This window comes from Allobosea sp. 05L423 (assembly GCF_056397745.1).
The window spans coordinates 572,012-598,253 of record NZ_JBFTOA010000002.1; the positions used below are offsets into that span (position 1 = coordinate 572,012).

Below are 26,242 nucleotides of genomic sequence, written 5' to 3' on the forward strand. Positions count from 1 at the left end.
TGGTGGGGATGGTGAGCGCAGCTTGTCATCTCAGTGCAGGTTGGGCTGGGCGCCGGCGCCCTTCTCGTCGATCAGGCGCCCGGTGGCGAAGCGATCGAGCCGATAGGCGGTCGCGACGGGGTGCGGCTGTCCCGTCGCGATCAGATGCGCGAAGCAGAAGCCGGAAGCCGGCGTCGCCTTGAAGCCGCCATAGCACCAGCCGGAATTGAGGTAGAGCCCATCGACCGGCGTCAGATCGATGATCGGAGAGCCGTCCATCGACATGTCCATGACACCGCCCCAATGCCGCAGCATGCGCACCCGGCCGAGGCCCGGCCAGAGCGCCATGGCAGATTCCATCACGTCCTCGATCACAGGCAGATTGCCGCGCTGGGCGTAGGAGTTGTAGCCGTCGATATCGCCGCCGAAGACGAGCCCGCCCTTGTCCGACTGGCTGATGTAGAAATGCCCGGCGCCGAATGTGACGACGGTGTCGATCAGGGGCTTCAGCCCTTCGGAGACGAAGGCCTGCAGGACATGGCTTTCGATCGGCAAGCGCAGGCCCGCCATCGCCGCCACCCGCGAGGAGTTGCCGGCCACCGCCATGGCGATCTTCCTCGCCCGGATCGGCCCGCGCGAGGTCTCGACGCCGACGGCCCGGCCGCCGGCCATGGTGATGCCGGTGACCTCGCAGTTCTGGATCATGTCGACGCCACGACTGTCGGCGGCCCGCGCATAGCCCCAGGCAACGGCGTCGTGCCGCGCCGAGCCGCCGCGGCGCTGCAGCAGCCCGCCCTGGATCGGGAAGCGGGCGTTGTCGAAATCGAGATAGGGCAGCATCGCCCTCACCTGCTCGCGGCCGAGCAGCTCGGAATCGACGCCGGCGAGCCGCATCGCATTGCCGCGCCGGGCGAAGGCGTCACGCTGCGCATCCGAGTGGTAGAGGTTGATCACGCCGCGCTGGCTGACCATGGCGTTGTAGTTCAGATCCTGCTCCAGCCCCTCCCAGAGCTTCATCGAAAGCTCGTAGAACGGCGTGTTGCCCGGCAGCAGGTAGTTCGAGCGGATGATCGTGGTGTTGCGGCCGACATTCCCGGAACCGAGATAGCCCTTCTCCAGCACCGCGACGTTCGTGATGCCGTGCCGGCTGGCGAGGTAATGCGCCGTCGCGAGGCCATGCCCGCCGCCGCCGATGATCACGACATCGTATTCGGCCTTGGGCGCAGGATCGCGCCAGACGGGGGTCCAGCCTTTATGCCCCTGGAAGGCCTGGGCGAGCAGCGAGAAGACGGAATAGCGCATCGAGGGGTCCGGGCGGTCTTGTCATCTGGAGATTGACCGACATAGGCTGCGTGACATGCTCGATAGCGACATCCGATTGCCCAGCAGCGACGACAGCGCACCGGCTCATGTCGGCTTTCTGCTGATCCCTGATTTCGCTCTGCTGCCCTATGCCTCGGCGATCGAACCCTTGCGCGCGGCCAACCGGCTCTCCGGCAGGTCGCTCTATCGCTGGAGCCATGTCTCGATCGACGGCGCGCCCGCTTCGGCCTCGAACGGCGTCGCCATCGCGGCGGATGCGAGCGTCGGCGCCGAATTGCGGCTCGACTACCTGTTCGTCTGCGCCGGGGGCAACCCGGCCCTCTTCCACCATCAGCCGACCTTCGCCTGGCTGCGCCAACTCGCCCGGCGCGGTGTGCGGATCGGCGGCGTCTCGGGCGGCCCCTATCTGCTGGCGCGCGCCAACGTGCTGACCGGCTATCGCTTCACGCTCCATTGGGAGCACGCGCCGGCCTTCCTGGAGGAGTATCCGGACCTCGATCTGCGCCGCTCGCTCTACGAGATCGATCGCGACCGGCTGACCTGCAGCGGCGGCACCGCCCCGCTCGACATGTTGCATGCCGTGATCGCGCGCGAACACGGCAGCGAACTGGCGCTGGCCGTGAGCGAGTGGTTCCTGCAGACCCATGTCCGGGAAGGAGCCGGTCCGCAGCGTATGCCGCTGCGCGAGCGGCTGGGCATCGCGCATGCGCCGCTGCTGCGCGTCATCGGGCGCATGGAGCAGACCATCGAGCATCCCGAACCGCGCGAGGACCTCGCCCGCCTCGCCAATGTCTCGCTGCGCCAGCTCGAGCGCCTGTTCCGCCAGCATCTCGGCCGGTCGCTCGGCGAGCACTACCTGGCCCTGCGCCTTGACCGCGCGCGCGACCTGCTGCGGCAGACAAGCCTCTCGATCCTCGAAACGGCACTCGCCTGCGGCTTCGCCAGCGCCAGCCATTTCTCCCGCAGCTATCGCGAGCGCTTCGGCCATCCCCCGCGCGGCGAGAGAGTGCAGCAAGCTCACTCTGATCGACGCTGACAGGCAAGAAAGCGTCGCACAGGATCAAATCCGCGCACCGATCCCCCGGAAGTCTAGGGCTTCAAATAAAAACAGGGGATCGCGACCGATGAAACGTTTGACCGCTCTGGCGCTGGCTGTCGCCGCCACGCTCGCCGCCGCGCCGGCCCTCGCTCAGGACACCCTCGCCAAGATCAAGGAGAAGGGCGTCCTCACTGTCGGCGTGAAGAACGACTACAAGCCCTGGGGCTTCCTCGACCCGTCGGGCAAGATCGTCGGCCTCGAGATCGATCTTGCGCAGGAGGTCGCGGACAAGCTCGGCGTGAAGATCGAGATGGTTCCCGTCATCGCCGCCAACCGCATCGAGTTCCTGCGGCAGGGCCGCATCGACATGATCCTGGCGACGCTCGGCGACACGCCCGACCGGCGCAAGCAGATCGGCATGATCGAGCCGAACTACTATGCCGGTGCCACCAACGTGCTCGCGCCGAAGAGCGCCGGTCTCAAGAAGTGGGAAGATCTGAAGGGCCGAAAGGTCTGCGCCGTGCAGGGCGCCTATTACAACCGCCGCGTCTCGCAGATGTATTCGCCCGAGCTGGTGGTGTTCCCCTCCGTGCCGGATGGGCTGAACGCGCTGCTGGGCAACAACTGCGTCGCCTTCCTCTTCGACGACACGCTGATCGTCTCGACGCTGGCGGGCGGCGATCCGAAATGGGCCAATTACGAAATGCCCCTGACCTCGGAGGATCCGCAGCTCTGGGCGATCGGCGTGCGCCTCGACGACCTCGACGGCGCCTTCGGCAAGCTGCTGAAGGACATGTCGGTCGAGTGGCACAAGAGCGGCAAGCTGCTCGCGCTCGAGAGCAAGTGGGGCATCAAGCAGAGCCCCTACCTGATCGAGACCAACAAGAAGCTGAAGGGCGGCTCGTAGCCTCGGGGCGTCATTCTCGGGCTTGTCCCGAGAATCTCATGACCAGAGGGCTCTGGTTTCCGAGATGGTCGGGTCAAGCCCGACCATGACGCGCCAAGCCTACCCGAGGTTTCGGACATGATTGCCGCCTTCTTCGAGCGCCTGAACGATGTTCATGGCCTCAACTTCTCGATCTTCTACGACGCCTTCGATCGTTCCCGCTTCCTCACCGGGCTGTGGACCACGACCTATATCTGCGTCGTCTCCATCCTGGCCTCGCTCGCGATCGGGCTCCTCGGGGTCTGGGTGGCCGGCAGCCAGTCGCGCCTCGGACGGCTGCTGGTGCGGGTTTACGTCCAGTTCTTCCGCAATACCCCGCCGCTGGTGCAGCTCTCCTTCTTCTACTTCGCCGTCGGCGGCTTGCTGCCGACGGTGTCGGACGGTTTCGGCGGACAGTCACCGCTTGTCAGTGGCACAGGCTGGGCGATCATCGCCTTCTCGCTTTTCGCCGGCGCATTCAACGTCGAGATCTTCCGCGCCGGGATCGAGGCTGTGCCCGAGACGATGGTCGAGGCCGCGGAATCGCTCGGCTACACGCGCTTCCAGCTCTGGCGCCAGATCGTGCTGCCCCTCGCCTTCCGCATCTGTCTGCCGGCGCTCAACAACAACCTCGTCAATCTCGTGAAGACCACCACCCTCGCCTACGCGATCGGCGTGCCCGAATTGCTCTACGCCGCCTCGCAGATCTGGTCGGAGATGTTCAACGTCCGCGAGATGATGAACGTGTTGCTGGTGACCTATGTCCTGCTCGTCGCAGTTCTGGTCTGGGTGATGCATCGCTGGGAGAAAGCCATGCGCATTCCGGGCTACATGCCATGAAAGCGAGCCGACCCATCTCCTCAGCCCTCATCCTGAGGAGCCGCGAAGCGGCGTCTCGAAGGATGCTTCAGGAGGCTCCGGAGACATCTGGATCATCCTTCGAGACGCGCTCTTGCAGAGCGCTCCTCAGGATGAGGGCTCGTCATGACGTCCGCCCCGAAAGCGACCTTCCGGTCCTCAAGCCATTCCGCGCCGCGCCGATCGCGCCGAGCGGCCTTGCCGCACCTGCCCTCCTGAGCGCCGGGCTCGTCGCGGGCGCCGGAATCCTCTTCGCCGCTTCGCTGGCCGTGGCGCAGGTGACCGCACCGGCGGCACGCGACGGTGCCGTCACCATCCTGCTGCGCTGGGCACCGCTGATCTTCCAGGGCTTCCTGTTCAACCTGCTGATCAGCTTCCTCTCGATGGTGTTGGGAACGGCGGTGGGCGTGCTGTTCGGCATCGGCCAAGTTTCGCCATCCGCGGCGCTGCGCAAGCCTGCCTGGGCCGCGACGCAGTTCTTCCGCAACGCACCCTGGCTCGTGCTGCTGTTCTACGCGATGTTCCTGCTGCCCTTCGAATTGAAGCTCGGCCCGGTCACCCTGGCCTTTCCCGCCTGGGTCAAGGCCATCATCGGGCTGGCGCTTCCGGTCGCGGCCAACGTCTCCGAGATCGTGCGCGGCGGCATCCGCTCGATTCCGTCGGGCCAATGGGAATCGGCCGAGGCGCTCGCCTTCACCCGCCGCCAGACGATGTGGATGATCATCCTGCCACAGGCCTTCAAGCGGATGATCCCGCCCTGGATGAACCTCTACGCCATCCTGACGATGGCCACGACGCTGATCTCGGTCGTCGGCATTCAGGACGGGCTGACGGTGACGCGCGCCGCGCTCGTGGCCGAGAGCCGGCCGGAGCTGATGCTGCCGATGTATCTCCTGCTCCTGCTGATGTTCTTCGCCTACTGCTATCCGATCGCGCGCCTCACCATGGCGCTCGAACGCCGCTTCAACGTGAAGGGATGACCATGGTCGCCAAGCATCAACTCGGCGAGCCGGTCGTCGTCGTCGAGGGCGTCGAGAAGGCCTTCGGCGCCTTCCCGGTGCTGAAGGACGTCAGCCTGACCATTCGCCGCGGCGAGACCGTCTGCATCATCGGCCCCTCGGGCTCGGGCAAGTCGACGCTGCTGCGCTGCATCAATGCGCTGGTGCCGATCAGCAGGGGTTCGATCACCGTCGCCGGCCGGCAGGTCAACGACCCCATGCTCGACAAGCTCGCCCTGCGCCGCGACGTCGGCATCGTCTTCCAGCAGTACAACCTGTTCCCTCACAAGACGGCGCTGCAGAACGTGATGATGGCGCCGGTCCATGTGCTGAAGCAGGATCGCGCAGAGGTCGAAGAGCGGGCCAAGCGCCTGCTCGCCAAGGTCGGATTATCGCACAAGCACCAGGCTTATCCGGGCGAGCTTTCGGGCGGGCAGCAGCAGCGCGTCGCGATCGCCCGCTCGCTGGCGATGAACCCCAAGGTGATGCTGTTCGACGAGGTCACCGCCGCGCTCGACCCAGAGACCAAGAAGGAGGTGCTCGTCACCATCCGCGACCTTGCCGCAGAGGGGATGACCTGCATCCTCGTCACCCACGAGATGGGCTTCGCCCGCGAAGTCGCCGACCATGTCTATTTCACCGACGGCGGCGTCATCGTCGAGCACGCGGCACCGGCGGAGTTCTTCGGCGCGCCGCGAGAAGCCCGCACCCGCGCCTTCCTCGATCAGGTGCTCTGACGCGACATGTCGCGTCAGAGCCGGTCGATGTCGCAAACCGGCCGGCCACCGCAGGCCGCCCGTCCAAGAATGAACGCCGTCATTCGAGAGCGTGCCTCATGAACACTCTGGCCTCAGACCCCAAATCCGTCACCGGCAAGCCGCTGGCCATCGACGAGACGGTGGACGTCCTGGTCATCGGCGGCGGGCCCACCGGGCTCGAAGCGGCGATCCAAGCCGCGAAGCGTGGGTTCGGCGTCCTGCTGATCGATGAGAACCCCGTGCCATTCAAGACGATGGGCGACGACGTGCCCTTGCATTTCGGGCAGGGCATGGCGGCCAGCGCCCGCAATCGCAACGCCATGATGGAGGCATTCGTGGCCTCCGAACCGCGGATCGCAGAGGCTTTCGAGGCCGGCATCGATGTGCGCCTCGGCACCGCCTGCTGGGGCCTTTATGCGAACGGTCCGGCACTCGGCTGGATGCCCGGCCTCGTCGCGGGGCTCGCCGACGAGGAACGCAGCGCCCTGGTCCAGGCGCGGCACGTTATTCTCGCCTGCGGCCGACGCGACATGGGTCTCGGCTTCCCTGGCTGGGAGAAGCCGGGGGTGCTGGGCGCCACCGCCGCGCTTAGTCTCGCGACACGCTACGGCGCGCTCGGCCCGCGCCGGCTCGTCATCCTCGGCTCCAGCACGGAAGCCCTGACCACGGCGCTGGCGCTGCGCGAGACCGGCGCCAGCGTCGCTGCGATCGTCGAGCAGGCTCCCGAAGCCGTCGGCGACGCGGCGCTGCTGGCCAGCCTGCGCGAGGGCGGGACGGATATCCTGACGCGCCATGTCGTCCGCGAGGCGGCCGGGCGCGATTCCGTCGAGGCGGCAATGGTCGCTGGGCTCGACGACGAAGGCCATCCGGCACAGGACGAGCGCGCCATCGCCTGCGATGGCATCGTGCTCGCTGTGGGAGCCACCCCGGTCGTCGATCTGATCGATGCCGCCGGCTGCAAGGTGGCGTTTCAGCCCGAGCGCGGGGGCTATGCGCCGGTCCTCGATGCGAACCAGCGCACAAGCATCCCGAACGTGTATGCGGTCGGCGACTGTGCCGGCATCTGGGCCGCGAAGACCCGCGACCGCGCGGTCGCCGAAGCGGAAGCCCGATGCGCCGTCGCGGCGCTCGGCACGGATGCAATGGCAGACAGCGCCACGAACCCGCCGGCACCGGGATACGACATCTCCGATTACCGCCTGGCCTGGGTGCGGGCGAGTGTCATCGAGGCGCGCGCGGAATTCCATGTCTGCCAGTGCGAGGAGGTGACGGCCCGCGAAATCCTCGAAGTCCGTCCACCGCGTTATCTCGACTGGCAGAACGAGCGCCGCAACGACCGTTCGCTCGCGGCCTTGCTCGGCAATGGCCCGCCCAACCCCGATCAGGTCAAGCGCCTGACCCGTGCCGGCATGGGCCCCTGCCAGGGCCGCCGCTGCCGCGAACAGGTTGCGGCGCTGCTGGCGCTCGGCGCGGCCCTGCCGCTCTCGGCGATCCCGCTCGCGGGCTATCGCACGCCGGCGCGGCCGATGCCGCTGTCGATGACGGCCCATGTGCCGGAAGCGCCGGAGCAGGCCGAGCATTGGGACACCTGGTTCGGCATGCATGCGCAATGGGTGCCGTTCTGGGAGGTTCCGGAGCGCTACACCGTCGCGACCAACGACGCGACCGGCCCCGTCGCGAGCGAGTGAGAGCCAACATGAGCGAGATCAACGGAGCTTCCGTCGTTATCGTCGGCGGCGGCGTGACCGGTCTCTCCGCCGGCTGGTGGCTGGCGCGCGAGGGCGTCGACGTGCTTGTGCTGGAAAAGGGCCTGATCGGCTGGGAGGCCTCCGGCCGCAATGGCGGCGGCTGCTCGCACCACCATTCGCCGCTCTTCGCCGAAGAACAGCGGCTCTGGCCGATCATGGACGAGTTGCTGGGATACCCGACCGAGTTCAGGGGCGAGCGCATCCGCCTTGCTTCCAGCGAGCACCAGATGGCGCTCTACGGCCGCGCCCTGCGAAACGCCGAGCGGCAGGGCTTCCAGTCGGACATGCTCGACGTCCGGCAGGCGAAGGAGCTCGTGCCGCTGGCGGGCGACACCATCGTCGGCGGCTATCACTACAAGTTCGGCGGCCATGCCAATCCGCACCGCACGCTGCAGGGCTATGCCTGGGCGATGCAGGACCATGGTGGGCGCATCCTGCAGCATACGACGGTCACCGGCTTCCGCAGCGAAGGCGGGCGCGTGACGGCGGTCGAGACCGACCGCGGCGTCATCGGCTGCGACAGCCTGGTGCTCGCTGCCGGCCCACAGACCGGGCGGCTCTCGGCGATGCTCGGGCAGGAGGTGCCGGTGCAATCGGCCCGCTGCGAGATGATCGTGACGGAGCCGTTGCCGCTGATGCCGCTCGGCGGCGTCGACGGCTGCGGCCTCTATGGTCGACAGACCCTGCGCGGCAACCTCGCCTATGGCGGCGGGCCGCATGAATGGCTGGCGATGGCCGAGGAAGGCACGCCGGCGAAGCCGACCACGCCGCTGATGCTGCATATGGGCAAGCGCCTGGCCGAGCTTCTGCCGAAGGCGGCACATGCCCGCATCATCCGCTCCTGGGCCGGCGTGATCGAGAATACGCCGGACGGCCGTCCCGTGATCGACCGGTTGGATTCACAGGCGAATGTCGTGGTCGCGACCCTGTCGAGCGTCGGCTTCGGCCTCTCGCCCGCGAGCGGCCACGCGATCCGGGACCTCGTCGTCGACGGCGCGTGCAGCTTCGCCGATATTTCCACCTTCAAGCTGTCGCGCTTCGCGAAGCTGGAGCCGAACTGGCGGGAATTGCAGGGCTGGCAGGTGACGGCGGCGACCGAAGCGCTGGTCGCGTGACGGTCCAAGACCGGAGCAAAGTCGTCAGGCAGCCGTGGCCTTCATCGCCGGCGGCCAATTGTGGGTCTCGCCCTTGCGGCGGGATGCCCAGGCGTAGAGCGCATCGTAGATGATGAAGCCGCGCTTCAACACCTCGTGATCGTCCGGGGAGAGATCGCGAAGCCCCATCGAGATTGCCAGCAATCCTGCCGATTGCGGCGTGAGATCGTGCCGGTCCGTATCGGCGCCGCGAACGATCGCGGCAATCGTGGCGATGGCCGGATCCTTGGCCAGATCATGCTTCTCGACGAAGGCATCGAAGCTGCATCCCTCGCCGAAATGCGTGTATTCGACACCGGGTACGTCATAGGGAATGGCGCCGCTTTCCTCGGCCACCTTCCTGACCTGATCCGGCGGCACGAACAGGAACTCCGGCTCCTTGTCGATGAACCGCGTGATCAGCCAGGGACAGGCGATCCGATCGATGACGGGGCGCTCGCGCGTGACCCATTTCATGGCGTAGGCCTCCCTTCAGCGGTGATGAGCGGAACGGTTGGGGCGCCGATCGCATGCCAGGCGGCAATGCCGCCTGCGAGCGAGCGGGCATCGAGGCCGCGACGGCGAAGTTCGGCGACGGCGTCGCCACTGACCTGGAAGCCGTAGACGCAGTAGGCGACGATCGGCTTGTCCTTCGGCAGGTCCCCGGCCCAATCGGCGATCTGTTCTGGCGCGCGCAGTTGCGCCCCCGGGATCATGTCGCCGCGGTTCGCCAAATCCTCCGCGAGGCAGACGTCCAGCAGGACGAAATCGTCCTGGCGCTGCAAGCGAGCCAGCAAATCCTCCGCGGCTACGGTGTCTCCGGGAACGTCGGCGGCAGCTAAGCCGACCGCGCGTCGGTTCAAGGCGAGCCGCTGGAACCGAGCGCCAACCCGCTCCCAATGGATGTTCTTCATGAAGGCGTCGACATAGGCTCCGGCTTTAGCCCCGAAATCGATGTGATAGGCGTGCTCGTACATATCGAGCGCCATGATCGGGATACTGCCGGCGAGGTAGCTCGTGTGATCCTGCCCCCATTGGATCATCAGGCGTTCGTGACGCTCGGACCAGACCAGCAAGGTCCACCCCGAGCCGCCGGCTTGTGCCTTCGCGCAGGCCGAGAATTTCGAGCGCCAACCGGCGACACTGCCAAAATCCCGCTCCAGCGCCAGCGCGAGGTCGCCCGCGGCATCGCCGGTGCCGCCGAGCCCGTCGAAATAGATCTCATGCAGGATCGCCGAATTGGCGGCGACGAGTTCCTCCCGCTTGAGGCCGTTAATGTCGAACACCGGCGTCTGGCTCCAGTCAAGCTCGTCGAGGCGGCGCTCGATGGCGTTGAGGCGTCGCACGGCGCCTCCGTAATTGTTCTCGTAATGGCTCGCCAGAAGCCGCTCGGAGAGCCCGTCAAGGCGCGGCGGCTTGAACGGCAAGGGCATGATCCGATGCATGGCACCCTCTCCAGGATACGCAATGACCGGACGCTACGCCCGAATCAAAAATGATACAAGTGTTGCTTTTTATATTTCGAATGATACGGTACGAACATGAGTGACGATGCGAATTCCGCGGAGCAGCGCTGGCTCCTGCTGATCCACCAGTTGCCGAGCAAGCCGGCGTATTTCCGGGTGAAGATCTGGCGGCGCCTGCAAGGGATCGGCTCCGTCGCGGTGAAGAGCACGGTCTATGCCCTGCCCGCGAATGCCGAAACTCAGGAGGATTTCGAGTGGCTGCTGAAGGAGATCGTTGAAGGCGGCGGCGAGGCCATGATCTGCGAAGCGCGTCTGATCGACGGCCTCTCGGACAGCCAGGCCAGGGCTCTCTTCGACGCGACACGCGATGAAGATTACGAGGAAATCTCCAAGGAGGCGCGCGCTCTTTCCGCCCGGCTCACGGCAACCGCCACGCCCGAGGACAAGGCGGAAGCTCGCTCGCAAACCGGTCGTCTGCGGAAACGGCTCGCAGACGTCGCCGCCATCGACTTCTTCGGAGCGACCGGCCGCCTTTCGGCCGAGAGCCTGGTCGCCGAGATCGAGCGCAGGCTTGCAGAGGATGCCCATATGACGACGCCGTCGCCGGAAACACCGACGCGAACTGCAGCCGACCTCAAGGGCCATGTCTGGGTGACGCGCAAGGGCGTGCATGTCGACCGGATCGCCTGTAGCTGGCTGATCCGCCGCTTCATCGATCCCAGTGCCGTCATCCGCTTCGTTCCGGGCAAGGGATACGAGCCCGAACCAGGAGAGCTGCGCTTCGACATGTTCGAAGGCGAGATCACGCATGAGGGCGATCATTGCAGCTTCGAAGTCCTGCTCTCTCGCAGCGGCATCACCGATGCGGCGCTCCAGGCCGTTTCCGAGATCGTCCACGACATCGATTTGAAGGACGGCAAATTCGGGCGCGAGGAAACGACAGGCATTGCGAGCCTGATTTCGGGCGTCTGCACCGCATACCCTCAGGACGAAGAACGCATTGCGCAAGGCGCGGCTGTCTTCGACAACCTCTATCAATACTTCAGGTCGAAGCGCGCCTGACGACCGGGGAATGTGATGAACAAGAGCGAGACCATCGACGCTGCGCCTCCCAATCGGAGCGCCGAGCCCGACCATGGGATTTCATTCGGTGAGGCCCTGCGCGTCTGGGCGCGGGTCGCGGCGCTCAGCTTCGGCGGCCCTGCCGGGCAGATCGCGGTGATGCACCGCATCATCGTGGAGGAGAAGCGCTGGATCGGCGAGACGCGGTTCCTGCATGCGCTTAACTACTGCACCTTGCTTCCCGGGCCGGAAGCGCAGCAACTGGCCGTCTATATCGGCTGGCTCCTGCACAAGACCAAGGGCGGCCTCGTCGCCGGAACCCTGTTCGTGCTTCCCGGCCTCATTGCCATCATGGCGCTGAGCTGGATCTACGCCATCTTCGGCAATGTCGGGAGTGTGCAGGCGCTGTTCTTCGGGTTGAAGGCGGCGGTGCTGGCGATCGTGCTCGAAGCCGTGCTCCGGATCGGCCGGCGCTCCCTCAAGAACGGAGTGATGATCGGCCTCGCCGCGGCCGCCTTCCTCGCCCTGGCGCTCTTCCATGCCCCCTTCCCGCTTGTCGTTCTTGTAGCGGGCCTGATCGGCTATGTCGGCGGCCGCGCCGGCTGGTCCGCTTTCCGGGTCGGAGGCGGTCACGGCAAGGTCGGAGCCAAGCAGGTCGCCGACATCGATTCAGCGCTCGGCGATGGCATTCCGGCACATGCCAGGCCGCCGCTGAGTTGGTCTTTGAAGGTCGCCGCCATCGGCTTCTTCCTCTGGTTCGCTCCGATCGTCGCCTTGCTGGCGACGCTCGGCCGAGGCGACGTGTTCACCGAGATTTCCATCTTCTTTTCCAAGATGGCGATGGTCACCTTCGGCGGGGCCTATTCGGTCCTGTCCTATGTCGCCCAGCAGGCGGTCGAGCATTACGGCTGGCTGAAGCCGGGTGAGATGCTGGACGGCCTCGGCATGGCCGAAACCACGCCCGGGCCGCTGATCATGGTCACGCAGTTCGTCGGCTTCATGGGGGCCTACCGTGCGCCGGGCTCGCTGAATCCGCTGCTGGCCGGCACGCTCGGCGGATTGCTGACGACCTGGGTGACCTTCGTTCCCTGCTTCCTCTGGATCTTCCTGGGCGCGCCGTTCATGGAGACAATGCGCAACAACAGGGCGCTTTCCGCCGCTCTTGGGGCGATCACGGCCGCCGTCGTCGGCGTCATCCTGAACCTGTCGATCTGGTTCTCGCTGCACGTCCTGTTCGCCGAAGTCCGACAAATCCGCGCCTATGGCTTGGAACTCGACGTGCCGGTCCTGAGCACGGTCAACGTCGCCTCGCTGCTGTTGACGCTGGCCGCCATGATCGCCGTGTTCCGCTTCAAGGTCGGGATGATCAAGGTCATCGCAGCATGTTCAGCGGCCGGGTTGCTCTACGGGATGCTGCACGGGCTCACCTGACGGAAATATTACCCGTCGACAGCACCAAGTATCGGAGCGTGTTCAGCCGGATCGCGCCCGCCGCCCAGCGCGGTTGCGCAGCATCCGCAACCCGTCAAGTCCTCCAGCCGGTCCGTAACAGTTACACGCTTCTGATGATCGGCCGAATGCTGTTCGATAGCCGCCCCGATGATGCGTGCGCGAGGCGTGTGATGACTCGTTCCACCGGACCTTTCCCACTCGCGACGAGGCGAGACGCTCTCGTCACGGCTCTGATTGCCTCGGTGGCGATGGCCACTGGCACCAGCCCCGTCACGGCCCAGACCGATCCGCTGCCCTCCTGGAATGACGGGAACGCCAAGCAGGCCATCAAGACCTTCGTCGAGAAGGTCACACGGCAAGGCGGCCCGGATTTCGTCCCGGTGGCCGAGCGGATTGCCACCTTCGACAATGATGGAACGCTCTGGTCGGAGCAGCCGCTCTATTTCCAGGGCATGTTCCTGCTGGACCGGATCAAGGCGCTCGCGCCCGGCAGGCCGGAATGGCAGACGCAGGAACCCTTCAAGTCCCTGCTCGCCGGAGACCTGAAAGCCGTCACGGCAAGCGGAACCAGGGGAATCGAAGAGCTCGTCCTGGCGACCCATGCGGGGATGGACAGCGCCGAGTTCGAGCGGATCGTCAAGGAGTGGATGGCGACAGCGCGGCATCCGAAGTTCAACCGCCCCTATAACCAGCTCGTCTACAAGCCGATGGTCGAGCTGCTGGCCTATCTGCGGGCAAACGGCTTCAAGACCTATATCGTCTCCGGGGGCGGGGTAGAGTTCATGCGGCCCTGGGTCGAAGCAGCCTATGGCATTCCGCCCGAACAGGTCGTCGGGTCCGGCATCAAGCTCAAATATGAACTCGTCGGCGACAAGCCGGAGCTGCAGCGGCTGGCCGAGGTGGATTTCATCGACGACGGTCCTGGCAAGCCCGTCGGCATTGCCAAGTTCATCGGCCAGCGCCCCGTCTTCGCCGCCGGCAACTCTGACGGCGACTTGCAGATGCTCCAATGGACGACCCTCAACACGGGTCAGCGCTTCGCACTCATCGTGCACCACACCGACGCCGAGCGCGAATTCGCCTACGATCGGCAGTCCCAGGTCGGGAGGCTCGACAAGGCCCTCGATGAAGCTCCGTCGCGCGGATGGCTGGTCGTCGACATGCGCAACGACTGGAAGACGATATACGGCCCGTAGCAGATGCGAAGGCAAAGCCGCCGATCTTCAATCCGCGGGAGCACGGCGGCAAAATGTGCCGGCGGCCATTTCGATCTGCCGCTCGGCTCGGTGACGTTCGCGACATAATGAAATCGGCCGGGTAGAAGCCGTGCTTGACTAGGCCTGCCCTCCTGCCCGGTCACGATGACGGCGAGAGCTCTGGACGCAAGGCGGCCTGCAATACTCCTGCCTCCCGGCGAAGGGCCGATGCCGGAACAATGGCAAGGCGCCTTTGCGCCGACTGCGCCGAAAATCTTCAGCCCGGTTCGCTCAGCCGAGCGCGCTTCGGAACGGCATACCCGCCTGCGCTCCCGGTGCGAGGCAGGAGAGAGCGGCGGCGCGGCAGCCGAGGTCGAGCGCCTGCTGGAGATCCAAGCCCTCATCGAGAGCAGCCGCGATCGCGCCGACGAAGGTGTCGCCGGCGCCTGTCGTATCGACCGGTTCGATACGCGGAGCGGGCACGTGGAACGTTTCGCCCTCCGGCGTGTACGCGAAGGCGCCCTCGGCACCGGCCGTGACGATGCAGCGCGTCGCGGTGCCCGCGATCAGGCCCGCGATCTCGCCGCCCGGTTTCCCGAGAATGGCGGCGATATCGGCGGCCTCGTGCTCGTTGACGATCAGGACATCGCTGGCGGCGAGCAACGCCGCCGCATCCGCCGCCGGGAAGCCGTCCGGCACCGGCGCGCAGTTCCAGATGACGCGCCCGCCCGATTGCCGGACGCGCCGCGCAAGCGCCAGCGACTGTGCGAAGGGCACCTCCATCTGCAGCACAAGCGTCGTGCCGGCGGTCAACAGCGCCTCCGGCACGTCGTCCGCGCTGGGCTCGAGATTGGCGCCGCTGGCGACGGTGATCGCATTCTCCGCGTGCGCATCGACGGTGATGAAGGCGCAGCCTGTCGGAGCCGCGCCGGCGCCCACCAGATCGGTCCCGACGCCGTTGGCGACGAGGTTGTCGATCGACTCGCGGCCGAAGCCGTCATCGCCGACGCGGGCCGCCATGGCGACCCGGCCGGGCGCAGCCAAGCGCGCTGCGGCAACGGCCTGGTTCGCTCCCTTGCCGCCGAAATGGCGCTCATAGGACGGAGCGAGCACCGTCTTGCCCGGTCCCGGAATGGTCGCGACCCGCGCGACCAAATCGACATTGATCGATCCGAAGACCAGGATCATCGGGCCCTACCCTCGTTTCAGCCTTCGGCATCCATCTGATGCAGCTTCTCGACACGGCGGCGGAAATCCTCGTCGGTCGAGAACTCGGCGGAGAGATAGGACGAAATCAGATCGCTGGCGAGCCAGGGGCCGACGATCTTGGCGCCGATACACATGACATTGACGTCGTCATGCTCGACGCTCTGATGGGCGGAGTGGATATCGTGGCAAACCGCGGCGCGGATGCCCTTCATCTTGTTGGCGGCGATCGAGGCGCCGACGCCGGTGCCGCAGACCATGATGCCGCGCTCGGCCTCGCCGGACGTGACCTTGCGGGCGACTTCGCGGGCGATGTCGGGGAAATCGACCGGCTTGTCGTCATGGGAGCCGACATCGATGACCTCGTGGCCCAGCGATTTGATGTGGTCGATGACGTGCTGCTTGAGGGACCAGCCGGCATGGTCGGAGCCGATGACGAGGCGCATGGGAGTTCCTGTTGGTTAGAGCGAAGCGCCGGCGCCCTTGTCGGGCGCCGGCGAGGAATGGATCAGCCGCGCATGTTCGCGGGCAGTTCGGTGCCGTGGAACTTCTTGTAGATCGCGTTGAGCTTGCCGTTCTTGAGGTTCTGCTCGACCCAGGCGTCGAGCTTCTCGAGCAGCTTGGGCTCGCCCTTCTTCACGCCGACGGCGAGATCGAAGTTGGTGATCGAGACCTTCGGCTCGAAGGGACGCGCAGGCGCCTTGACGCCGATCTGCGAGACGATCGTCGCCGAGGTGGCGACACAGTCGGCCTGGCCGGAGATGGCGGCGGTGACCATCGTCGCATCGTCCTCGAAGCGGGCGAGCTTGAGGTCGCGCTCCTTCATGTTGGTCAGCGTCGTGTCCTGCGTGGTGCCGCGCGAGACCGCGATCGTCTTGCCCTTCAGATCGTCCCAGCTCTTCACATCGAGGGATTTCAGGCAGCCCACGACCGACTGCAGCGCGGCATAGGGCTTGGAGAAATCGATGACCTTGGCGCGCTCGGGCGTGACCGAGAGCGTCGAGATGATGATGTCGGCCTTGTTGGTCTGGACGTTGGGGATGCGGGTCGCGCCGGTCGTCTGGACGAATTCGAGCTGCAGGCCCCAATCCTTGGCGAGGAGCTCGGCGGTCTCGACATCCGAGCCGGTCGGTTTCATCGCGCCGTCGATCATGCCGGACGGCGGGATCGCGAGATCGGTCGCGATGCGGATCTTGCCGGCCTTCATGATGTCGTCGAGCATGTCGGCGCGGGCGGCCTGGCCGGCGCAGGCGAGCGCCGTCGTGCCGAGCAAGGCAATCGTGAGAAAGCGTTTCATCCTTGGTTTTCCTTCCCTTTTTGGTCGTTAGAGCCCGGTTCCGACGAACTGGGCGAGTTCCGGCGTGGCCGGTGCCGACAGGATCGAGGCACTTCCGGCCTCGTGAACCCTGCCCGCGTGCATGAACACCACCTGATCGGCGATGCCCCGTGCGAACCCCATCTCATGGGTGACCATGACCATGGTCATGCCGTCGGCAGCGAGCTGCTCGATGACCTTGAGCACCTCGCCGGTCAGCTCCGGATCGAGCGCGGAGGTGACCTCGTCGAACAGCATCACCTTGGGCTGCATGGCGAGCGAGCGGGCGATCGCCGCGCGCTGCTGCTGCCCGCCGGAAAGCTGCTCGGGATAGGCGTCGAGCTTTTCGGACAAGCCCACCTTCGCCAGCATGACCTTGGCGAGCTCTCGGGCCTCGGCCTTCTTCATGCCCTTCACCGAAACCGGCGCCAGCGTGATGTTCTGCTCGATGGTGAGATGCGGGAACAGGTTGTAGCTCTGGAAGACGATGCCGACATCCTGCCGCAGCGCCCTGAGATCGATATCGACAGCGTCGACCCGGTGATCGCAGACGCGGATCTCGCCGGAATCGATCTTCTCGAAGCGGTCGATGCAGCGCAGCGCCGTGCTTTTGCCGGAGCCGGAGCGGCCGATCAGCACCAGCACGTCGCCGCGCGCGACCGTGAAGCTGACGCCGTCCAGCACCTTGAGGGTGCCGAAGCTCTTGTGGACCTTGTCGAGGACGACGATGGGACGTTCAGCGGTGGGACGTTCCTTGCTCATGGCTTTGAGTCTCGTCAGGCCGGCATCAGCTTCGCGCGGCCGACGCCCATGCGGCGTTCGAGACGCCGGCTTAGGAGCGAGATCGGGAAGCATAGCGCGAAGTAGATCAGGGCGATGATCGCGTAGATCAGGAAGGGTTCGAACAGCGAGTTGTTGATGATCTGGCCGGAGCGGGCGAGCTCGACGAAGCCGACGACAGAGGCCAGCGAGGTGTTCTTGATGATCTGCACCATGAAGCCGACCGTCGGCGGCGTCGCGATGCGCATGGCCTGGGGCAGGATGACCTTGAGCATACGCTGCGTGCGGCTCAGCCCCAGCCCTTCGGCCGCTTCCCATTGCGGGCGCGGCACGGCCTGGATGCAGCCGCGCCAGATCTCGCCGAAATAGGCGCCGACATAGATCGTCAGCGAGGCGCCGGCCGCCCAGAGCGGCGTGATCGCGAAGCCGAGCGCCGAGAGCCCGAAATAGCCGAGGAACATGATCACGAGCAGCGGCGTGCCCTGGACGAGCTGCACATAGGCGCCGCTGATCAGCCGCACGGCCTTGCTCGGCGACACCCGGGCAAGCGCGATCAGGAAGCCGACGAGGCCGCCGCCGATCAGCGCGACCGCCGACAGCCCGATGGTCCAGAGCGCGCCCTGGCCGAGAAAGAAGAGATGGTTTGCGTTCAGGGAGCCGCCCATGACGATCCTCTAGAGCGGCGTGCCGAGGCGCCGGCGGCGCGGGAAGAGGACGAGCCCGAGCGCCCAGAAGGCGGCGCGCAGGACGAGCGAGAGCGCGATGTAGCCGAGCGCGACGAGGATGTAGGTCTCGAAGGCGCGGTAGGTGTCGGACTGGACGTAGTTGGCGACTGCCGTCAGCTCCTCGGCCGAAATCTGCGAGGTGACGGAGGAGGCCAGCATCAGCAGCACGAACTGGCTGGTCAGCGAGGGATAGACCTTCTCGACCGCCGGCAGCAGGATGACGTGCCAGTAGATCTGGAAGCGCGAGAGCGCGAGACCTTCCGCCGCCTCGATCTGGCCGGGCGGGATCGACTCGAAGCCGGCCCGCATGATCTCGGCGGTATAGGCGCCGACATTGATCGCAAGCGCCGCCGCCGCGACCGAAAAGGCCGAGAATTTCAAGCCGATGCTGGCGAGGCCGAAATAGACGAGGAAGATCTGGACGAGCAGCGGCGTGTTGCGGATCGTCTCGACATAGCCGGCGCAAAGCCCGGCAATGAAGCGGTTGCTGCTGCCGCGGCCGATGGCGCAGAATGTGCCGATCGCGCCTCCGATCAGGATCGCCATGAAGGCGAGCTGCAGCGTCATCACCGCACCGTCGAGGAAGAGCGGCCAGCGCTCCAGAACGACGGAGAAGTCGAGGTCGAGACCCATCGCCGCCGTCAGGCCCGGTTCGTCATGCGGTCATAGACGCGGAAGAGCGCCTGATTGCCGTTGCCGCCCTCACCATGGGCGCGGGCCTCGATATACTGGCTGGTGACGAGCGCAGTGCCCGGCAGTGGCACCGAGAGCGCCTGCGCCTGCTCCTGCACGAGGCGCAGATCCTTCAGCATCAGGTCGATGCGGAAGCCCGCCCCGGCATCGCCGGCGATCATGGCAGGGCCGAGCTTCTCGAGCATCCAGGACGCCGCCGAGCCTCCGAGCAGCACGCTGCGCATCTGCTCGAGATCGACGCCCGAGGCGCGGCCGAGCGCAATCGCTTCGCAGACCGCCTGGATGTTGATGCCGCAGATCAGCTGGTTGCAGAGCTTCACCGCCTGGCCGGCCCCCGGAGCGCCGACATGGGTAGTGGTCGTGCCCATGCCGCGGAAGAAGGGTTCGGCCCTGGCGAAGGCGGCGGCGTCACCGCCCGCCATGATCGTCAGCGTCGCGTTCTTGGCGCCGATCGGGCCGCCGGAGACCGGCGCATCGATGAAGTCGGTGCTCGCAGCCTTGAGGTCGGCATGGATCCTGCGGACGGCGACCGGCGAGATCGTGCTCATGTCGACGATCAGGCGGCCGCGCGGCGGCGAGGCCAGGAGACCACCCTCGCCATAGACGACATCCTCGACCTGCGGCGTGTCCGGCAGCATGGTGATCGCGATATCGGCCTCGGCCGCAGCCTCGGCCGGGCTCTTCGCCGGCTTTGCGCCTTCCGCCGCCAGCGTCGCAACCGCATCCCCAAGGATATCGAAGACAGTGACCTTGTGCCCGGCCTTCAGAAGATTGCGCGCCATCTCCCGGCCCATCGTGCCGAGGCCGATGAAGCCGACGCTGCCCGTCTGGTTCTGTCCCATGCTCTGTTCTCTCGGCATTGTCTCTGGAAACCGGAGCCTCAGGCCCCCTGCGCGCTGCGCGTCTCGGGCCGGTCGCCTTCGCCGGTGACGGCGCGGCGGCGGTACTCGTCGCCGATCGCGAAATGGCGCCGCAGCGTCACCTCCGCACGATCCGGATCGCGCCCGACGATGGTGTCGAAGACGCGCTTGTGGTCGTCGATCAGGTAGCTCTTCATCGAGCCGAACTGCTGCACGAGCTCGCGGCGGCTGCGATGCGAGCGCGCGAGCAGCGTGGACATCGATTCATGCAGCACTGCGAGCGTCGGCGAGCGCGACGCCAGCACGATGGCGCGGTGGAACTCGAAATCGGCCGCGCCGCCCGCATCCGCATCGTCGATCGTCTCGCCGATGCGGACGAGCGCGCGCTGCAGCCGCTCGAAATCGGCAATGGTGGCCCGCTCGCAGGCCAGGCGCACGGCCTGGCACTCGATCGCGATGCGGGCCTCCATCACGTCGTCGATGAGGTCGGCCTGCTGGGCCAGGGCGAGCGTGAAGAAGTCCTTCAGCATCGAGGCGTCCGGCCGCTTCACGATGGTGCCCACGCGCTCGCGGATCTCGACGATGCCGAGCATGTGCAGCGCGCGCAGCGCCTCGCGCACGATCGGCCGGCTCACCCCGAGCTGGGCGGCCAGTTCGCGTTCGGCCATGAGCCGCTCGCCCTGCTTCAGCGTGCCGTCGAGAAGCCGCTCCCGCAGATAGGCGAAGACGCGCTCGAACCCCGACGCGCTGTCGGTACCTTGAGCATCCATCCCTGAAACCATTCTTCTTCGTTCTGGTAAGACCAGTACGATGACCAGCATGAAAGGTCAATCGGGGGGCGCAATGACGAAAGGGGCGCCCGGCGAGCAGTGGCGCAAAGCTCAGCGCACCGGCGTTCGCGAAGCCTTCATCCTCAGCCGGGCCGGCCCGCTCCGGGCGCTGCTCGCGCTGGCCGTGATGGGCCTCTCGCTCACGGCGCGGTCGCGGGTCGTCTCGCCCCCCTCCGCATCCGGCGCTGAAACGGCTTCCGTCCAATGGTCCGGGCGTGGCATGCAGGGCGCGGCGTTTCCGCCCTTCACCGCCTGCTCGAGATTCCGCCATGTCCCAGACCTCCATCTCCTTCGGCCTGATCGGCGCCGGCATCATGGGCGAGCGCATGCTGCGCGCGGCGCTGGACCAGCCGGCGACGGCCCTGCGCGTCTGCGGCATCTGGGACCCTTCCGCCGAAGCCATGGAGCGGATCGCCGCTGCCCTGCCCGCAGTGGCGCAGCAGCCGGACGCCGCTGCCCTGATCGCGGCGAGCGATTGCGTCTACATCGCCTCGCCGCCCTCCTCCCATCTCGCCCATGCCCGCGCGGCGCTCGCCGCCGGCCGGGCAGTGTTTTGCGAGAAGCCGCTTGCCGTCGATCTCGCGGATGCGCGCGCCTTCGTCGCGGAGGCCGGAGAACGCGGCGCGGTGAACTTCCCCTTTGCCTCCTCGCCCGCCGTGGCACGCTTGCGGGACTGGATCGCCTCCGGCGTGGTCGGCACGCCCGAGCGCATCTCGATCGAGGTCGCCTTCGCGACCTGGCCGCGCTCCTGGCAGGTCGATGCGGCCGGTTGGCTCGACGGCCCCGCGCAGGGCGGCTTCACCCGCGAGGTCGTCTCGCATTTCCTGTTCCTGACCCGCCGCATCGCCGGCCCCTTCGCCGACCTTGCCGCCAAGGCCAGCTTCCCCGAAGCCGGCAAGAGCGAACGCCGCATCGAGGCGACGCTGACCGCAGGCGCCCTGCCCGTCACCCTGACCGGCAGCGTCGGCACGACCGCCAAGGACGACCACAACGTCTGGACACTGGAAGGCGACAAGGGCGCGGTGCGGCTCTGCGACTGGTCGCATGCCGAGCGCCGTCGTCCCGACGGCAGCTGGGAGCGCGACCCGGAGGCGCTCTCCCAGAACGAGGCTCGGCCGCTGGCGCTGCGCCGCCAGCTCGAAGGCGTGGCGAAGCTCACGCGCGGCGAGCCGCACCACCTTGCAACGCTGCGCGAAGCGTTCGATGTGCAGGAAATCGTCGAAACGATCCTGAAGAGCGCCTGACGCGCCCATCGGACGGTGGCGGCGCCCCGGCCTCATTCCGAGCGCCGCCTGAATTGGCATAAATTTGCGGCGGAAGGGCCAGGAATCCGGTCCGCGAGATGATTTTACTCCCTGACCCTGAGAATACAGAAAAACACCCTATCTGATGTGAATTGAGCTGCAGCCCGCTCGTAGCGTAAAATCCCTGTTCGAAAGACCGAACGGGGATGGGTATTGCTGTGGCGATTCTGGACGTCATCGATCGACAGGGCCTGAGCCATCACAATGGGTCGTCGCCGACGCTCGCGGAGGCCACGTGATGGCCACCACGACGAAACGCGTCCCGCTGCCGGCCATCCTGCTCGCCAACGACCTTCTCGACGGCGATGTCGTCTTCGCCGCAGCCGGCGACGCCGGAGCCCTCATCTGGACGCGCGATCCAGCGCCGGCCCTCGTCGCCGCCGACGAGGCGGCGGCGGAGCGGCTGGAGGCCTTCGCTGCCGCCGAGCTGCGCGGCAACAAGGTCGTCGACGCCTATCTCGTCGACGTGTCGATCGAGAGCGGCCACCCGGTTCCGCGCCATTTCCGCGAGCGTTTCAAGACGCTCGGCCCCAGCAATCGTCCCGATCTCGGCAAGCAGGCCGGTGAAGGCATCGCCTCCGCGCCGAAGGGCTGATCCATGTATCGTTACGACGAATTCGACGAGCGTTTCGTCCGGGAGCGGGTGGCGCAGTTCACCGACCAGGTCGCGCGCCGGCTCGATGGCTCTCTGACCGAGGACGAGTTCAAGCCACTGCGGCTCAAGAACGGCGTCTATCTCCAGCTCCACGCCTATATGCTGCGGATCGCCGTTCCCTACGGCACGCTGAACTCCCGGCAGCTGCGCCAGCTGGCCCTGATCGGCGAGCGCTATGACCGCGGCTACGGCCATTTCACCACGCGCCAGAATCTGCAGTTCAACTGGCCGAAGCTGCGCGACATCCCGGCGATCCTCGGCCTGCTCGCCGATGTCGAGATGCATTGCATCCAGACCTCGGGCAACTGCATCCGCAACGTCACCGCCGACCACTTCGCCGGCGTGGCGCAGGACGAGATCGAGGATCCGCGCCCGACCGCCGAGCTGATCCGGCAATGGTCCTCGGCCCATCCCGAGTTCAGCTACCTGCCGCGCAAGTTCAAGATCGCTGTGACCGGCGCCGAACACGACCGGGCCGTGACCAAGGCACACGACATCGGGCTCAGGCTCCGTCGCCACCCCGATACACATGAGGTCTGCTACGAGGTCAGCGTCGGCGGCGGGCTCGGCCGCACGCCGATGATCGGCAAGGTGGTGCGCGACTACCTGCCGAAGCATGACCTGCTCGCCTATCTCGAAGCGGTCATGCGGGTCTACAATCTCGAAGGCCGGCGCGACAACAAGTACAAGGCCCGCGTCAAGATCCTCGTCCACGAGATCGGCGCCGAGGAGTTCACCCGCCGGGTCGAAGCCGAGTTCGCCGAGCTCAACGGTCCTTCGATCAATGCAGATCCCGACGAAGTCGCGCGGATCGCCGCCTATTTCGCACCGCCGCGCTACGAGGCGCTGCCGCCCGTCAGCAACACGCTGGAGGCGGCCAAAGCCGCGAACCCGGCCTTCGCCCGCTGGGTCGAGGTCAACACCCACAAGCACAAGGCGCCCGGATATACGGCGCTGACGATCTCCCTGAAGCCGCTCGGCCAGGCGCCGGGCGACGCGAGCAGCGAGCAGATGCGCCTCGTCGCCGATCTGGCCGAGCGCTACTCCTTCGACGAGCTGCGCGTGACCCATGCGCAGAACCTCGTGCTGCCGCATGTGCGTCAGCGCGACCTCCCCGCAATCTGGCAGAAGCTCGGGGAAGCGGGTCTGGCGGAGGCCAATATCGGCCTCGTCACCGACATCATCGCCTGCCCCGGCCTCGACTACTGCGCGCTGGCGACGGCCCGCTCGATCCCGATCGCACAGGCGATCCAGCAGCGTTTCGCCGATGCAGCGCGCCAGCGCGAGATCGGCCCGCTCGGCATCAAGATCTCCGGCTGCATCAACGCCTGCGGCCACCACCATGTCGGCCATATCGGCATTCTCGGCCTGGAGAAGCGCGGCATCGAATCCTATCAGATCACGCTCGGCGGCGACGCCACCGAGAACGCCGCGATCGGTGAGATCCTCGGTCCCGGCCTCGCTGCCGAGGAAGTGCCGGACGCGATCGAGCGGATCGTCGCCGTCTATCTGACCGAGCGGAGCGAGGGCGAGAGCTTCATCGACAATGTCCGCCGTATCGGCCTTGCGCCGTTCAAGGCCGCGTTCCAGGAGACCGCCCGTGCCGCTGCTTGACCGGAATGGAAGTCGGGAAGATCGCTGGACCCGCAGCGAAGGCGCCGCGATCGGCAACATCCCGGCCGCGCTCGTGCCGTGGGAGGCTCTGGCTGAGGCGCTCGAGGCGCGAACGCCCGATCAGCAGATCGGCGTGATCCTGCCCAACTCCGTCCCCTTCGCCGCGCTCGCGCCGTTCCTGCCACGACTTGCGCTGGTCGCCATCGCCTTTCCCGCCTATTCGGACGGTCGCGGTTTCAGCCTTGCCCGCCAGATCCGGCGCGCCGGCTTCGAAGCTGAAGTCCGCGCCAGCGGCCCCCTGATCGCCGACCAGTTCGCCTATGCCCTTTCCTGCGGCTTCGACACCATCGAGCTGCCGGAGGCGAGCGCAGCCCGCCAACCCGCGCCGCAATGGCTGCATGCTCGGGAATCGTTCAGCGCCACCTATCAGCGTGGCTATGGCGAGGCCGGGCGCAACATCCTCGACCAGCGCCGGGCGGCGGCAGCCGCGGCCCCCATCGCGGCGGAGTGAGCATGACGATCTCGACCGCCGCGCACAGCTCCGTCGAACGCCCCGGCGCCGCCGCGGGCATCAACGAGGACGACCTGAACGCCGAGTTCGAGGTCATGCTGCCCCGCCAGTCTGCGAGCGAGGCACGCGGGCGCTGGTTCGATCTTTGCTTTCGCCTTATCATCCTGGCACTGGCCGCGTTGTGGCTGCTGACTCCACCGGCGGGCGGCGAGCACAGTGCGGCAGATCAGAAGGCCGCAGCGACCACGCAATGATCGACAGACAGCCCGAAACCACCGCGGCGCGCATCGAGCCGCTGGCGACGCTGCCGCTCTTCCACAAGCTGGACAGGCGCAAGGTTGTGCTCGCTGGCGCGACCGAGGGCGCGCTGTGGAAGGCTGAGCTGCTCGCCGCGACCGGAGCGGAGCTTCATGTCTTCGCCGATGGCGAGGCCGGGCTGTTCGCGGGACTTTCGCAGGGCGAGACCGGCGGTCGCGTCCATGTGCACGACCGGCCCTGGCAGGCTGGCGACCTCGTTGACGCCGCGATCGCCGTGGCCGATCTCGACGATGCCCACGCGGTCCGCGCCTTCGTGGCCGCAGCCCGGCAGGCGGGCGTCCCGGTCAACATCGTCGACAAGCCGGAATACTGCGATTTCGCCTTCGGCGCGCTGGTCAACCGCTCCCCGCTGATCGTCGCCGTGTCCACGGATGGCGCCGCGCCGGTTTTCGGCCAGGCGATCCGCACCAAGATCGAGGCACTGCTGCCGGCAGGGCTGAAGAATTGGGCGCTGGCCGCAGCCGACTGGCGCCCGTCGGTCCAGGCTCGCGAACTTCCCTTCGCGCTGCGGCGTGCCTTCTGGGAGCTCTTCGCCGGCAGGGCGATGGCTGAACCGGGGCGCGCCCCCAGCAAGCAGGACGAGGCGGAACTCTTCGCGCGGCTCGCCCTGATCGAGGCCGCGCATGACGGCAAGGGCCGAGTCACGCTGGTCGGCGCCGGCCCGGGCGATCCCGAGTTGCTGACGCTGAAGGCGATCCGCGCCCTGCAGAGCGCCGACATCATCCTCTACGACGATCTCGTCTCGCCGGGCGTGCTCGAGCTGGCGCGGCGTGAGGCCAAACGCATGCTGGTCGGCAAGACCGGCTACGGCCCCTCGGTGAAGCAGGGCGACATCAACGCGCTGATCGTCTCGCTGGCGTCACAGGGCAAGGATGTCGTGCGGCTGAAGGGCGGGGACCCCGGCATCTTCGGACGCGCCGGCGAGGAGATCGAGGCCTGCCAGGCCGCCGGTGTTCCCGTCGCGATCGTGCCGGGCATCTCGGCCGCGCAAGGCGCGGCCGCCTCGCTCGGCCTGTCGCTGACCCATCGCGACCATGCGCGGCGCCTGCAATTCGTCACCGGCCATTCGCGCAAGGGCGAGTTGCCTGATGATCTCGACTGGCGCGCCATGGCCGATCCTGCCGCCTCGACCGTGATCTACATGGCGCGTGCCACCTTGCCCGGCTTCCGCGAGCGCGCCATCGCCGCCGGGCTCAACCCGGAAACGCCGGCCGTCGCCGTGCTCTCCGCCACCCGCCCGGACGAAAAGCGCGTCGCTGCGACCATCGCGACCCTGCCGGAGCGGCTAGGCGAACTACCGGCGAGCGGCCCCGTTCTGGTCCTGCTCGGCCACGCCTTCGGCCCGGCTCTGGCCGACGCCAATCCGGCAGCTGACCGCCGCCGTGCCTGATAGCGGCCCGGCCTCATCGCCGGGCGGGAACGTCATCGCCGGAGAAGCGTTTTCTCCTCCGGCGCCCAAGTTTGGAAGGCGCACATTGCGCTAGGTCATTGAGA

General features: G+C 66.9%; 27 protein-coding genes. 16 read left to right on the forward strand and 11 right to left on the reverse strand.

The window, feature by feature from the left end:
• Positions 1-30: 30 nt before the first annotated feature.
• Positions 31-1,281, reverse strand: coding sequence for a sarcosine oxidase subunit beta family protein (locus AC1DNE_RS06750; protein WP_476810119.1), 1,251 nt, complete (start codon positions 1,279-1,281; stop codon positions 31-33).
• 55 nt (positions 1,282-1,336) lie between these two features.
• Between AC1DNE_RS06750 and AC1DNE_RS06755 the strand changes: the two genes are divergently transcribed.
• The 7 genes from AC1DNE_RS06755 (at position 1,337) to AC1DNE_RS06785 (ending at position 8,743) form a co-directional block, all read left to right on the forward strand.
• The gene (locus AC1DNE_RS06755; RefSeq protein ID WP_476840993.1) at positions 1,337-2,338 is read left to right on the forward strand and encodes a GlxA family transcriptional regulator; all 1,002 of its coding nucleotides are present in this window, start codon (positions 1,337-1,339) and stop codon (positions 2,336-2,338) included.
• Between the two features lie 88 nt (positions 2,339-2,426).
• Positions 2,427-3,248: a transporter substrate-binding domain-containing protein gene (locus AC1DNE_RS06760; RefSeq protein ID WP_476765159.1), complete on the forward strand. Its 822-nt coding sequence runs from the start codon at positions 2,427-2,429 to the stop codon at positions 3,246-3,248.
• Between the two features lie 117 nt (positions 3,249-3,365).
• Entirely contained in the window at positions 3,366-4,106 is a 741-nt protein-coding gene (locus AC1DNE_RS06765) for an amino acid ABC transporter permease (RefSeq protein ID WP_476765158.1), read from the forward strand.
• A gap of 131 nt (positions 4,107-4,237) precedes the next feature.
• Positions 4,238-5,104 (forward strand): amino acid ABC transporter permease, encoded by an 867-nt coding sequence (locus tag AC1DNE_RS06770; RefSeq protein ID WP_441470495.1) that lies wholly within the window; start codon positions 4,238-4,240, stop codon positions 5,102-5,104.
• The gene (locus tag AC1DNE_RS06775; protein ID WP_441470496.1) at positions 5,101-5,859 is read left to right on the forward strand and encodes an amino acid ABC transporter ATP-binding protein; all 759 of its coding nucleotides are present in this window, start codon (positions 5,101-5,103) and stop codon (positions 5,857-5,859) included. Before AC1DNE_RS06770 ends, AC1DNE_RS06775 begins: the two co-directional genes overlap by 4 nt.
• Before the next feature lie 98 nt (positions 5,860-5,957).
• A complete protein-coding gene (locus AC1DNE_RS06780; RefSeq protein ID WP_441470497.1) occupies positions 5,958-7,568 on the forward strand; it encodes an FAD-dependent oxidoreductase in 1,611 nt (536 codons plus the stop codon).
• 8 nt (positions 7,569-7,576) lie between these two features.
• Positions 7,577-8,743 (forward strand): NAD(P)/FAD-dependent oxidoreductase, encoded by a 1,167-nt coding sequence (locus AC1DNE_RS06785; RefSeq protein ID WP_441470498.1) that lies wholly within the window; start codon positions 7,577-7,579, stop codon positions 8,741-8,743.
• A gap of 24 nt (positions 8,744-8,767) precedes the next feature.
• Here the strand turns inward: AC1DNE_RS06785 and AC1DNE_RS06790 are convergent, their stop codons facing one another.
• Both AC1DNE_RS06790 and AC1DNE_RS06795 read right to left on the reverse strand, forming a co-directional pair.
• A complete protein-coding gene (locus tag AC1DNE_RS06790; protein ID WP_441470499.1) occupies positions 8,768-9,238 on the reverse strand; it encodes a chromate resistance protein ChrB domain-containing protein in 471 nt (156 codons plus the stop codon).
• Positions 9,235-10,206 (reverse strand): Fe-Mn family superoxide dismutase, encoded by a 972-nt coding sequence (locus AC1DNE_RS06795; protein ID WP_441470500.1) that lies wholly within the window; start codon positions 10,204-10,206, stop codon positions 9,235-9,237. Before AC1DNE_RS06795 ends, AC1DNE_RS06790 begins: the two co-directional genes overlap by 4 nt.
• Before the next feature lie 96 nt (positions 10,207-10,302).
• On the opposite strand from AC1DNE_RS06795, the gene AC1DNE_RS06800 reads away from it, so the two are divergent.
• The 3 genes from AC1DNE_RS06800 to AC1DNE_RS06810 all read left to right on the forward strand — a co-directional run bounded on the left by AC1DNE_RS06800 (position 10,303) and on the right by AC1DNE_RS06810 (position 13,937).
• Positions 10,303-11,289 (forward strand): chromate resistance protein ChrB domain-containing protein, encoded by a 987-nt coding sequence (locus AC1DNE_RS06800; RefSeq protein WP_441470501.1) that lies wholly within the window; start codon positions 10,303-10,305, stop codon positions 11,287-11,289.
• Between the two features lie 15 nt (positions 11,290-11,304).
• Positions 11,305-12,720, forward strand: coding sequence for a chromate efflux transporter (chrA, locus tag AC1DNE_RS06805; RefSeq protein WP_441470502.1), 1,416 nt, complete (start codon positions 11,305-11,307; stop codon positions 12,718-12,720).
• A 191-nt stretch (positions 12,721-12,911) separates the two neighbouring features.
• Positions 12,912-13,937: an HAD family hydrolase gene (locus tag AC1DNE_RS06810; protein WP_476765157.1), complete on the forward strand. Its 1,026-nt coding sequence runs from the start codon at positions 12,912-12,914 to the stop codon at positions 13,935-13,937.
• 291 nt (positions 13,938-14,228) lie between these two features.
• Here the strand turns inward: AC1DNE_RS06810 and AC1DNE_RS06815 are convergent, their stop codons facing one another.
• The 8 genes from AC1DNE_RS06815 to AC1DNE_RS06850 form a co-directional block, all read right to left on the reverse strand.
• Positions 14,229-15,125 carry a ribokinase gene (locus AC1DNE_RS06815; RefSeq protein WP_441470504.1) on the reverse strand — a complete coding sequence of 299 codons (897 nt, stop codon included), beginning with the start codon at positions 15,123-15,125 and terminating at the stop codon, positions 14,229-14,231.
• A gap of 17 nt (positions 15,126-15,142) precedes the next feature.
• Positions 15,143-15,589 (reverse strand): ribose 5-phosphate isomerase B, encoded by a 447-nt coding sequence (rpiB, locus tag AC1DNE_RS06820; protein ID WP_441470505.1) that lies wholly within the window; start codon positions 15,587-15,589, stop codon positions 15,143-15,145.
• A gap of 62 nt (positions 15,590-15,651) precedes the next feature.
• Entirely contained in the window at positions 15,652-16,440 is a 789-nt protein-coding gene (locus tag AC1DNE_RS06825; protein WP_476765156.1) for a transporter substrate-binding domain-containing protein, read from the reverse strand.
• A 27-nt stretch (positions 16,441-16,467) separates the two neighbouring features.
• On the reverse strand, positions 16,468-17,220 hold the full coding sequence (locus AC1DNE_RS06830; RefSeq protein ID WP_441470507.1) for an amino acid ABC transporter ATP-binding protein: 753 nt from the start codon (positions 17,218-17,220) through the stop codon (positions 16,468-16,470).
• Between the two features lie 14 nt (positions 17,221-17,234).
• Positions 17,235-17,903 (reverse strand): amino acid ABC transporter permease, encoded by a 669-nt coding sequence (locus tag AC1DNE_RS06835; protein ID WP_476765155.1) that lies wholly within the window; start codon positions 17,901-17,903, stop codon positions 17,235-17,237.
• A gap of 9 nt (positions 17,904-17,912) precedes the next feature.
• Positions 17,913-18,596, reverse strand: a complete 684-nt coding sequence (locus AC1DNE_RS06840; RefSeq protein WP_476765154.1) for an amino acid ABC transporter permease — start codon at positions 18,594-18,596, stop codon at positions 17,913-17,915.
• A gap of 8 nt (positions 18,597-18,604) precedes the next feature.
• Positions 18,605-19,516, reverse strand: a complete 912-nt coding sequence (locus AC1DNE_RS06845) for an NAD(P)-dependent oxidoreductase (RefSeq protein ID WP_476765153.1) — start codon at positions 19,514-19,516, stop codon at positions 18,605-18,607.
• A 20-nt stretch (positions 19,517-19,536) separates the two neighbouring features.
• On the reverse strand, positions 19,537-20,286 hold the full coding sequence (locus AC1DNE_RS06850) for a FadR/GntR family transcriptional regulator (RefSeq protein WP_441470511.1): 750 nt from the start codon (positions 20,284-20,286) through the stop codon (positions 19,537-19,539).
• A 329-nt stretch (positions 20,287-20,615) separates the two neighbouring features.
• On the opposite strand from AC1DNE_RS06850, the gene AC1DNE_RS06855 reads away from it, so the two are divergent.
• The 6 genes from AC1DNE_RS06855 (at position 20,616) to cysG (ending at position 26,138) form a co-directional block, all read left to right on the forward strand.
• Positions 20,616-21,590 (forward strand): Gfo/Idh/MocA family protein, encoded by a 975-nt coding sequence (locus AC1DNE_RS06855; RefSeq protein WP_476765152.1) that lies wholly within the window; start codon positions 20,616-20,618, stop codon positions 21,588-21,590.
• A gap of 298 nt (positions 21,591-21,888) precedes the next feature.
• A complete protein-coding gene (locus AC1DNE_RS06860; protein ID WP_476765151.1) occupies positions 21,889-22,245 on the forward strand; it encodes a DUF2849 domain-containing protein in 357 nt (118 codons plus the stop codon).
• Between the two features lie 3 nt (positions 22,246-22,248).
• On the forward strand, positions 22,249-23,919 hold the full coding sequence (locus tag AC1DNE_RS06865; RefSeq protein WP_476765150.1) for a nitrite/sulfite reductase: 1,671 nt from the start codon (positions 22,249-22,251) through the stop codon (positions 23,917-23,919).
• Positions 23,906-24,430 carry a DUF934 domain-containing protein gene (locus AC1DNE_RS06870; protein WP_441470515.1) on the forward strand — a complete coding sequence of 175 codons (525 nt, stop codon included), beginning with the start codon at positions 23,906-23,908 and terminating at the stop codon, positions 24,428-24,430. The genes AC1DNE_RS06865 and AC1DNE_RS06870 overlap by 14 nt, the downstream gene beginning before the upstream one ends.
• A gap of 2 nt (positions 24,431-24,432) precedes the next feature.
• Positions 24,433-24,684: a hypothetical protein gene (locus AC1DNE_RS06875; protein ID WP_441470516.1), complete on the forward strand. Its 252-nt coding sequence runs from the start codon at positions 24,433-24,435 to the stop codon at positions 24,682-24,684.
• Positions 24,681-26,138 (forward strand): siroheme synthase CysG, encoded by a 1,458-nt coding sequence (gene cysG / locus AC1DNE_RS06880; RefSeq protein WP_476765148.1) that lies wholly within the window; start codon positions 24,681-24,683, stop codon positions 26,136-26,138. Before AC1DNE_RS06875 ends, cysG begins: the two co-directional genes overlap by 4 nt.
• Positions 26,139-26,242 lie beyond the last annotated feature (104 nt).

Excerpts from the sequence above, each read along its gene's own strand:
- AC1DNE_RS06750 (WP_476810119.1), bottom strand. The coding sequence starts at position 1,281 with ATGCGCTATTCCGTCTTCTCGCTGCTCGCCCAGGCCTTCCAGGGGCAT.
- AC1DNE_RS06755 (WP_476840993.1), top strand. The coding sequence starts at position 1,337 with ATGCTCGATAGCGACATCCGATTGCCCAGCAGCGACGACAGCGCACCG.
- AC1DNE_RS06760 (WP_476765159.1), top strand. The coding sequence starts at position 2,427 with ATGAAACGTTTGACCGCTCTGGCGCTGGCTGTCGCCGCCACGCTCGCC.
- AC1DNE_RS06765 (WP_476765158.1), top strand. The coding sequence starts at position 3,366 with ATGATTGCCGCCTTCTTCGAGCGCCTGAACGATGTTCATGGCCTCAAC.
- AC1DNE_RS06770 (WP_441470495.1), top strand. The coding sequence starts at position 4,238 with ATGAGGGCTCGTCATGACGTCCGCCCCGAAAGCGACCTTCCGGTCCTC.
- AC1DNE_RS06775 (WP_441470496.1), top strand. The coding sequence starts at position 5,101 with ATGACCATGGTCGCCAAGCATCAACTCGGCGAGCCGGTCGTCGTCGTC.
- AC1DNE_RS06780 (WP_441470497.1), top strand. The coding sequence starts at position 5,958 with ATGAACACTCTGGCCTCAGACCCCAAATCCGTCACCGGCAAGCCGCTG.
- AC1DNE_RS06785 (WP_441470498.1), top strand. The coding sequence starts at position 7,577 with ATGAGCGAGATCAACGGAGCTTCCGTCGTTATCGTCGGCGGCGGCGTG.
- AC1DNE_RS06790 (WP_441470499.1), bottom strand. The coding sequence starts at position 9,238 with ATGAAATGGGTCACGCGCGAGCGCCCCGTCATCGATCGGATCGCCTGT.
- AC1DNE_RS06795 (WP_441470500.1), bottom strand. The coding sequence starts at position 10,206 with ATGCATCGGATCATGCCCTTGCCGTTCAAGCCGCCGCGCCTTGACGGG.
- AC1DNE_RS06800 (WP_441470501.1), top strand. The coding sequence starts at position 10,303 with ATGAGTGACGATGCGAATTCCGCGGAGCAGCGCTGGCTCCTGCTGATC.
- chrA (WP_441470502.1), top strand. The coding sequence starts at position 11,305 with ATGAACAAGAGCGAGACCATCGACGCTGCGCCTCCCAATCGGAGCGCC.
- AC1DNE_RS06810 (WP_476765157.1), top strand. The coding sequence starts at position 12,912 with ATGACTCGTTCCACCGGACCTTTCCCACTCGCGACGAGGCGAGACGCT.
- AC1DNE_RS06815 (WP_441470504.1), bottom strand. The coding sequence starts at position 15,125 with ATGATCCTGGTCTTCGGATCGATCAATGTCGATTTGGTCGCGCGGGTC.
- rpiB (WP_441470505.1), bottom strand. The coding sequence starts at position 15,589 with ATGCGCCTCGTCATCGGCTCCGACCATGCCGGCTGGTCCCTCAAGCAG.
- AC1DNE_RS06825 (WP_476765156.1), bottom strand. The coding sequence starts at position 16,440 with ATGAAACGCTTTCTCACGATTGCCTTGCTCGGCACGACGGCGCTCGCC.
- AC1DNE_RS06830 (WP_441470507.1), bottom strand. The coding sequence starts at position 17,220 with ATGAGCAAGGAACGTCCCACCGCTGAACGTCCCATCGTCGTCCTCGAC.
- AC1DNE_RS06835 (WP_476765155.1), bottom strand. The coding sequence starts at position 17,903 with ATGGGCGGCTCCCTGAACGCAAACCATCTCTTCTTTCTCGGCCAGGGC.
- AC1DNE_RS06840 (WP_476765154.1), bottom strand. The coding sequence starts at position 18,596 with ATGGGTCTCGACCTCGACTTCTCCGTCGTTCTGGAGCGCTGGCCGCTC.
- AC1DNE_RS06845 (WP_476765153.1), bottom strand. The coding sequence starts at position 19,516 with ATGCCGAGAGAACAGAGCATGGGACAGAACCAGACGGGCAGCGTCGGC.
- AC1DNE_RS06850 (WP_441470511.1), bottom strand. The coding sequence starts at position 20,286 with ATGGATGCTCAAGGTACCGACAGCGCGTCGGGGTTCGAGCGCGTCTTC.
- AC1DNE_RS06855 (WP_476765152.1), top strand. The coding sequence starts at position 20,616 with ATGTCCCAGACCTCCATCTCCTTCGGCCTGATCGGCGCCGGCATCATG.
- AC1DNE_RS06860 (WP_476765151.1), top strand. The coding sequence starts at position 21,889 with ATGGCCACCACGACGAAACGCGTCCCGCTGCCGGCCATCCTGCTCGCC.
- AC1DNE_RS06865 (WP_476765150.1), top strand. The coding sequence starts at position 22,249 with ATGTATCGTTACGACGAATTCGACGAGCGTTTCGTCCGGGAGCGGGTG.
- AC1DNE_RS06875 (WP_441470516.1), top strand. The coding sequence starts at position 24,433 with ATGACGATCTCGACCGCCGCGCACAGCTCCGTCGAACGCCCCGGCGCC.
- cysG (WP_476765148.1), top strand. The coding sequence starts at position 24,681 with ATGATCGACAGACAGCCCGAAACCACCGCGGCGCGCATCGAGCCGCTG.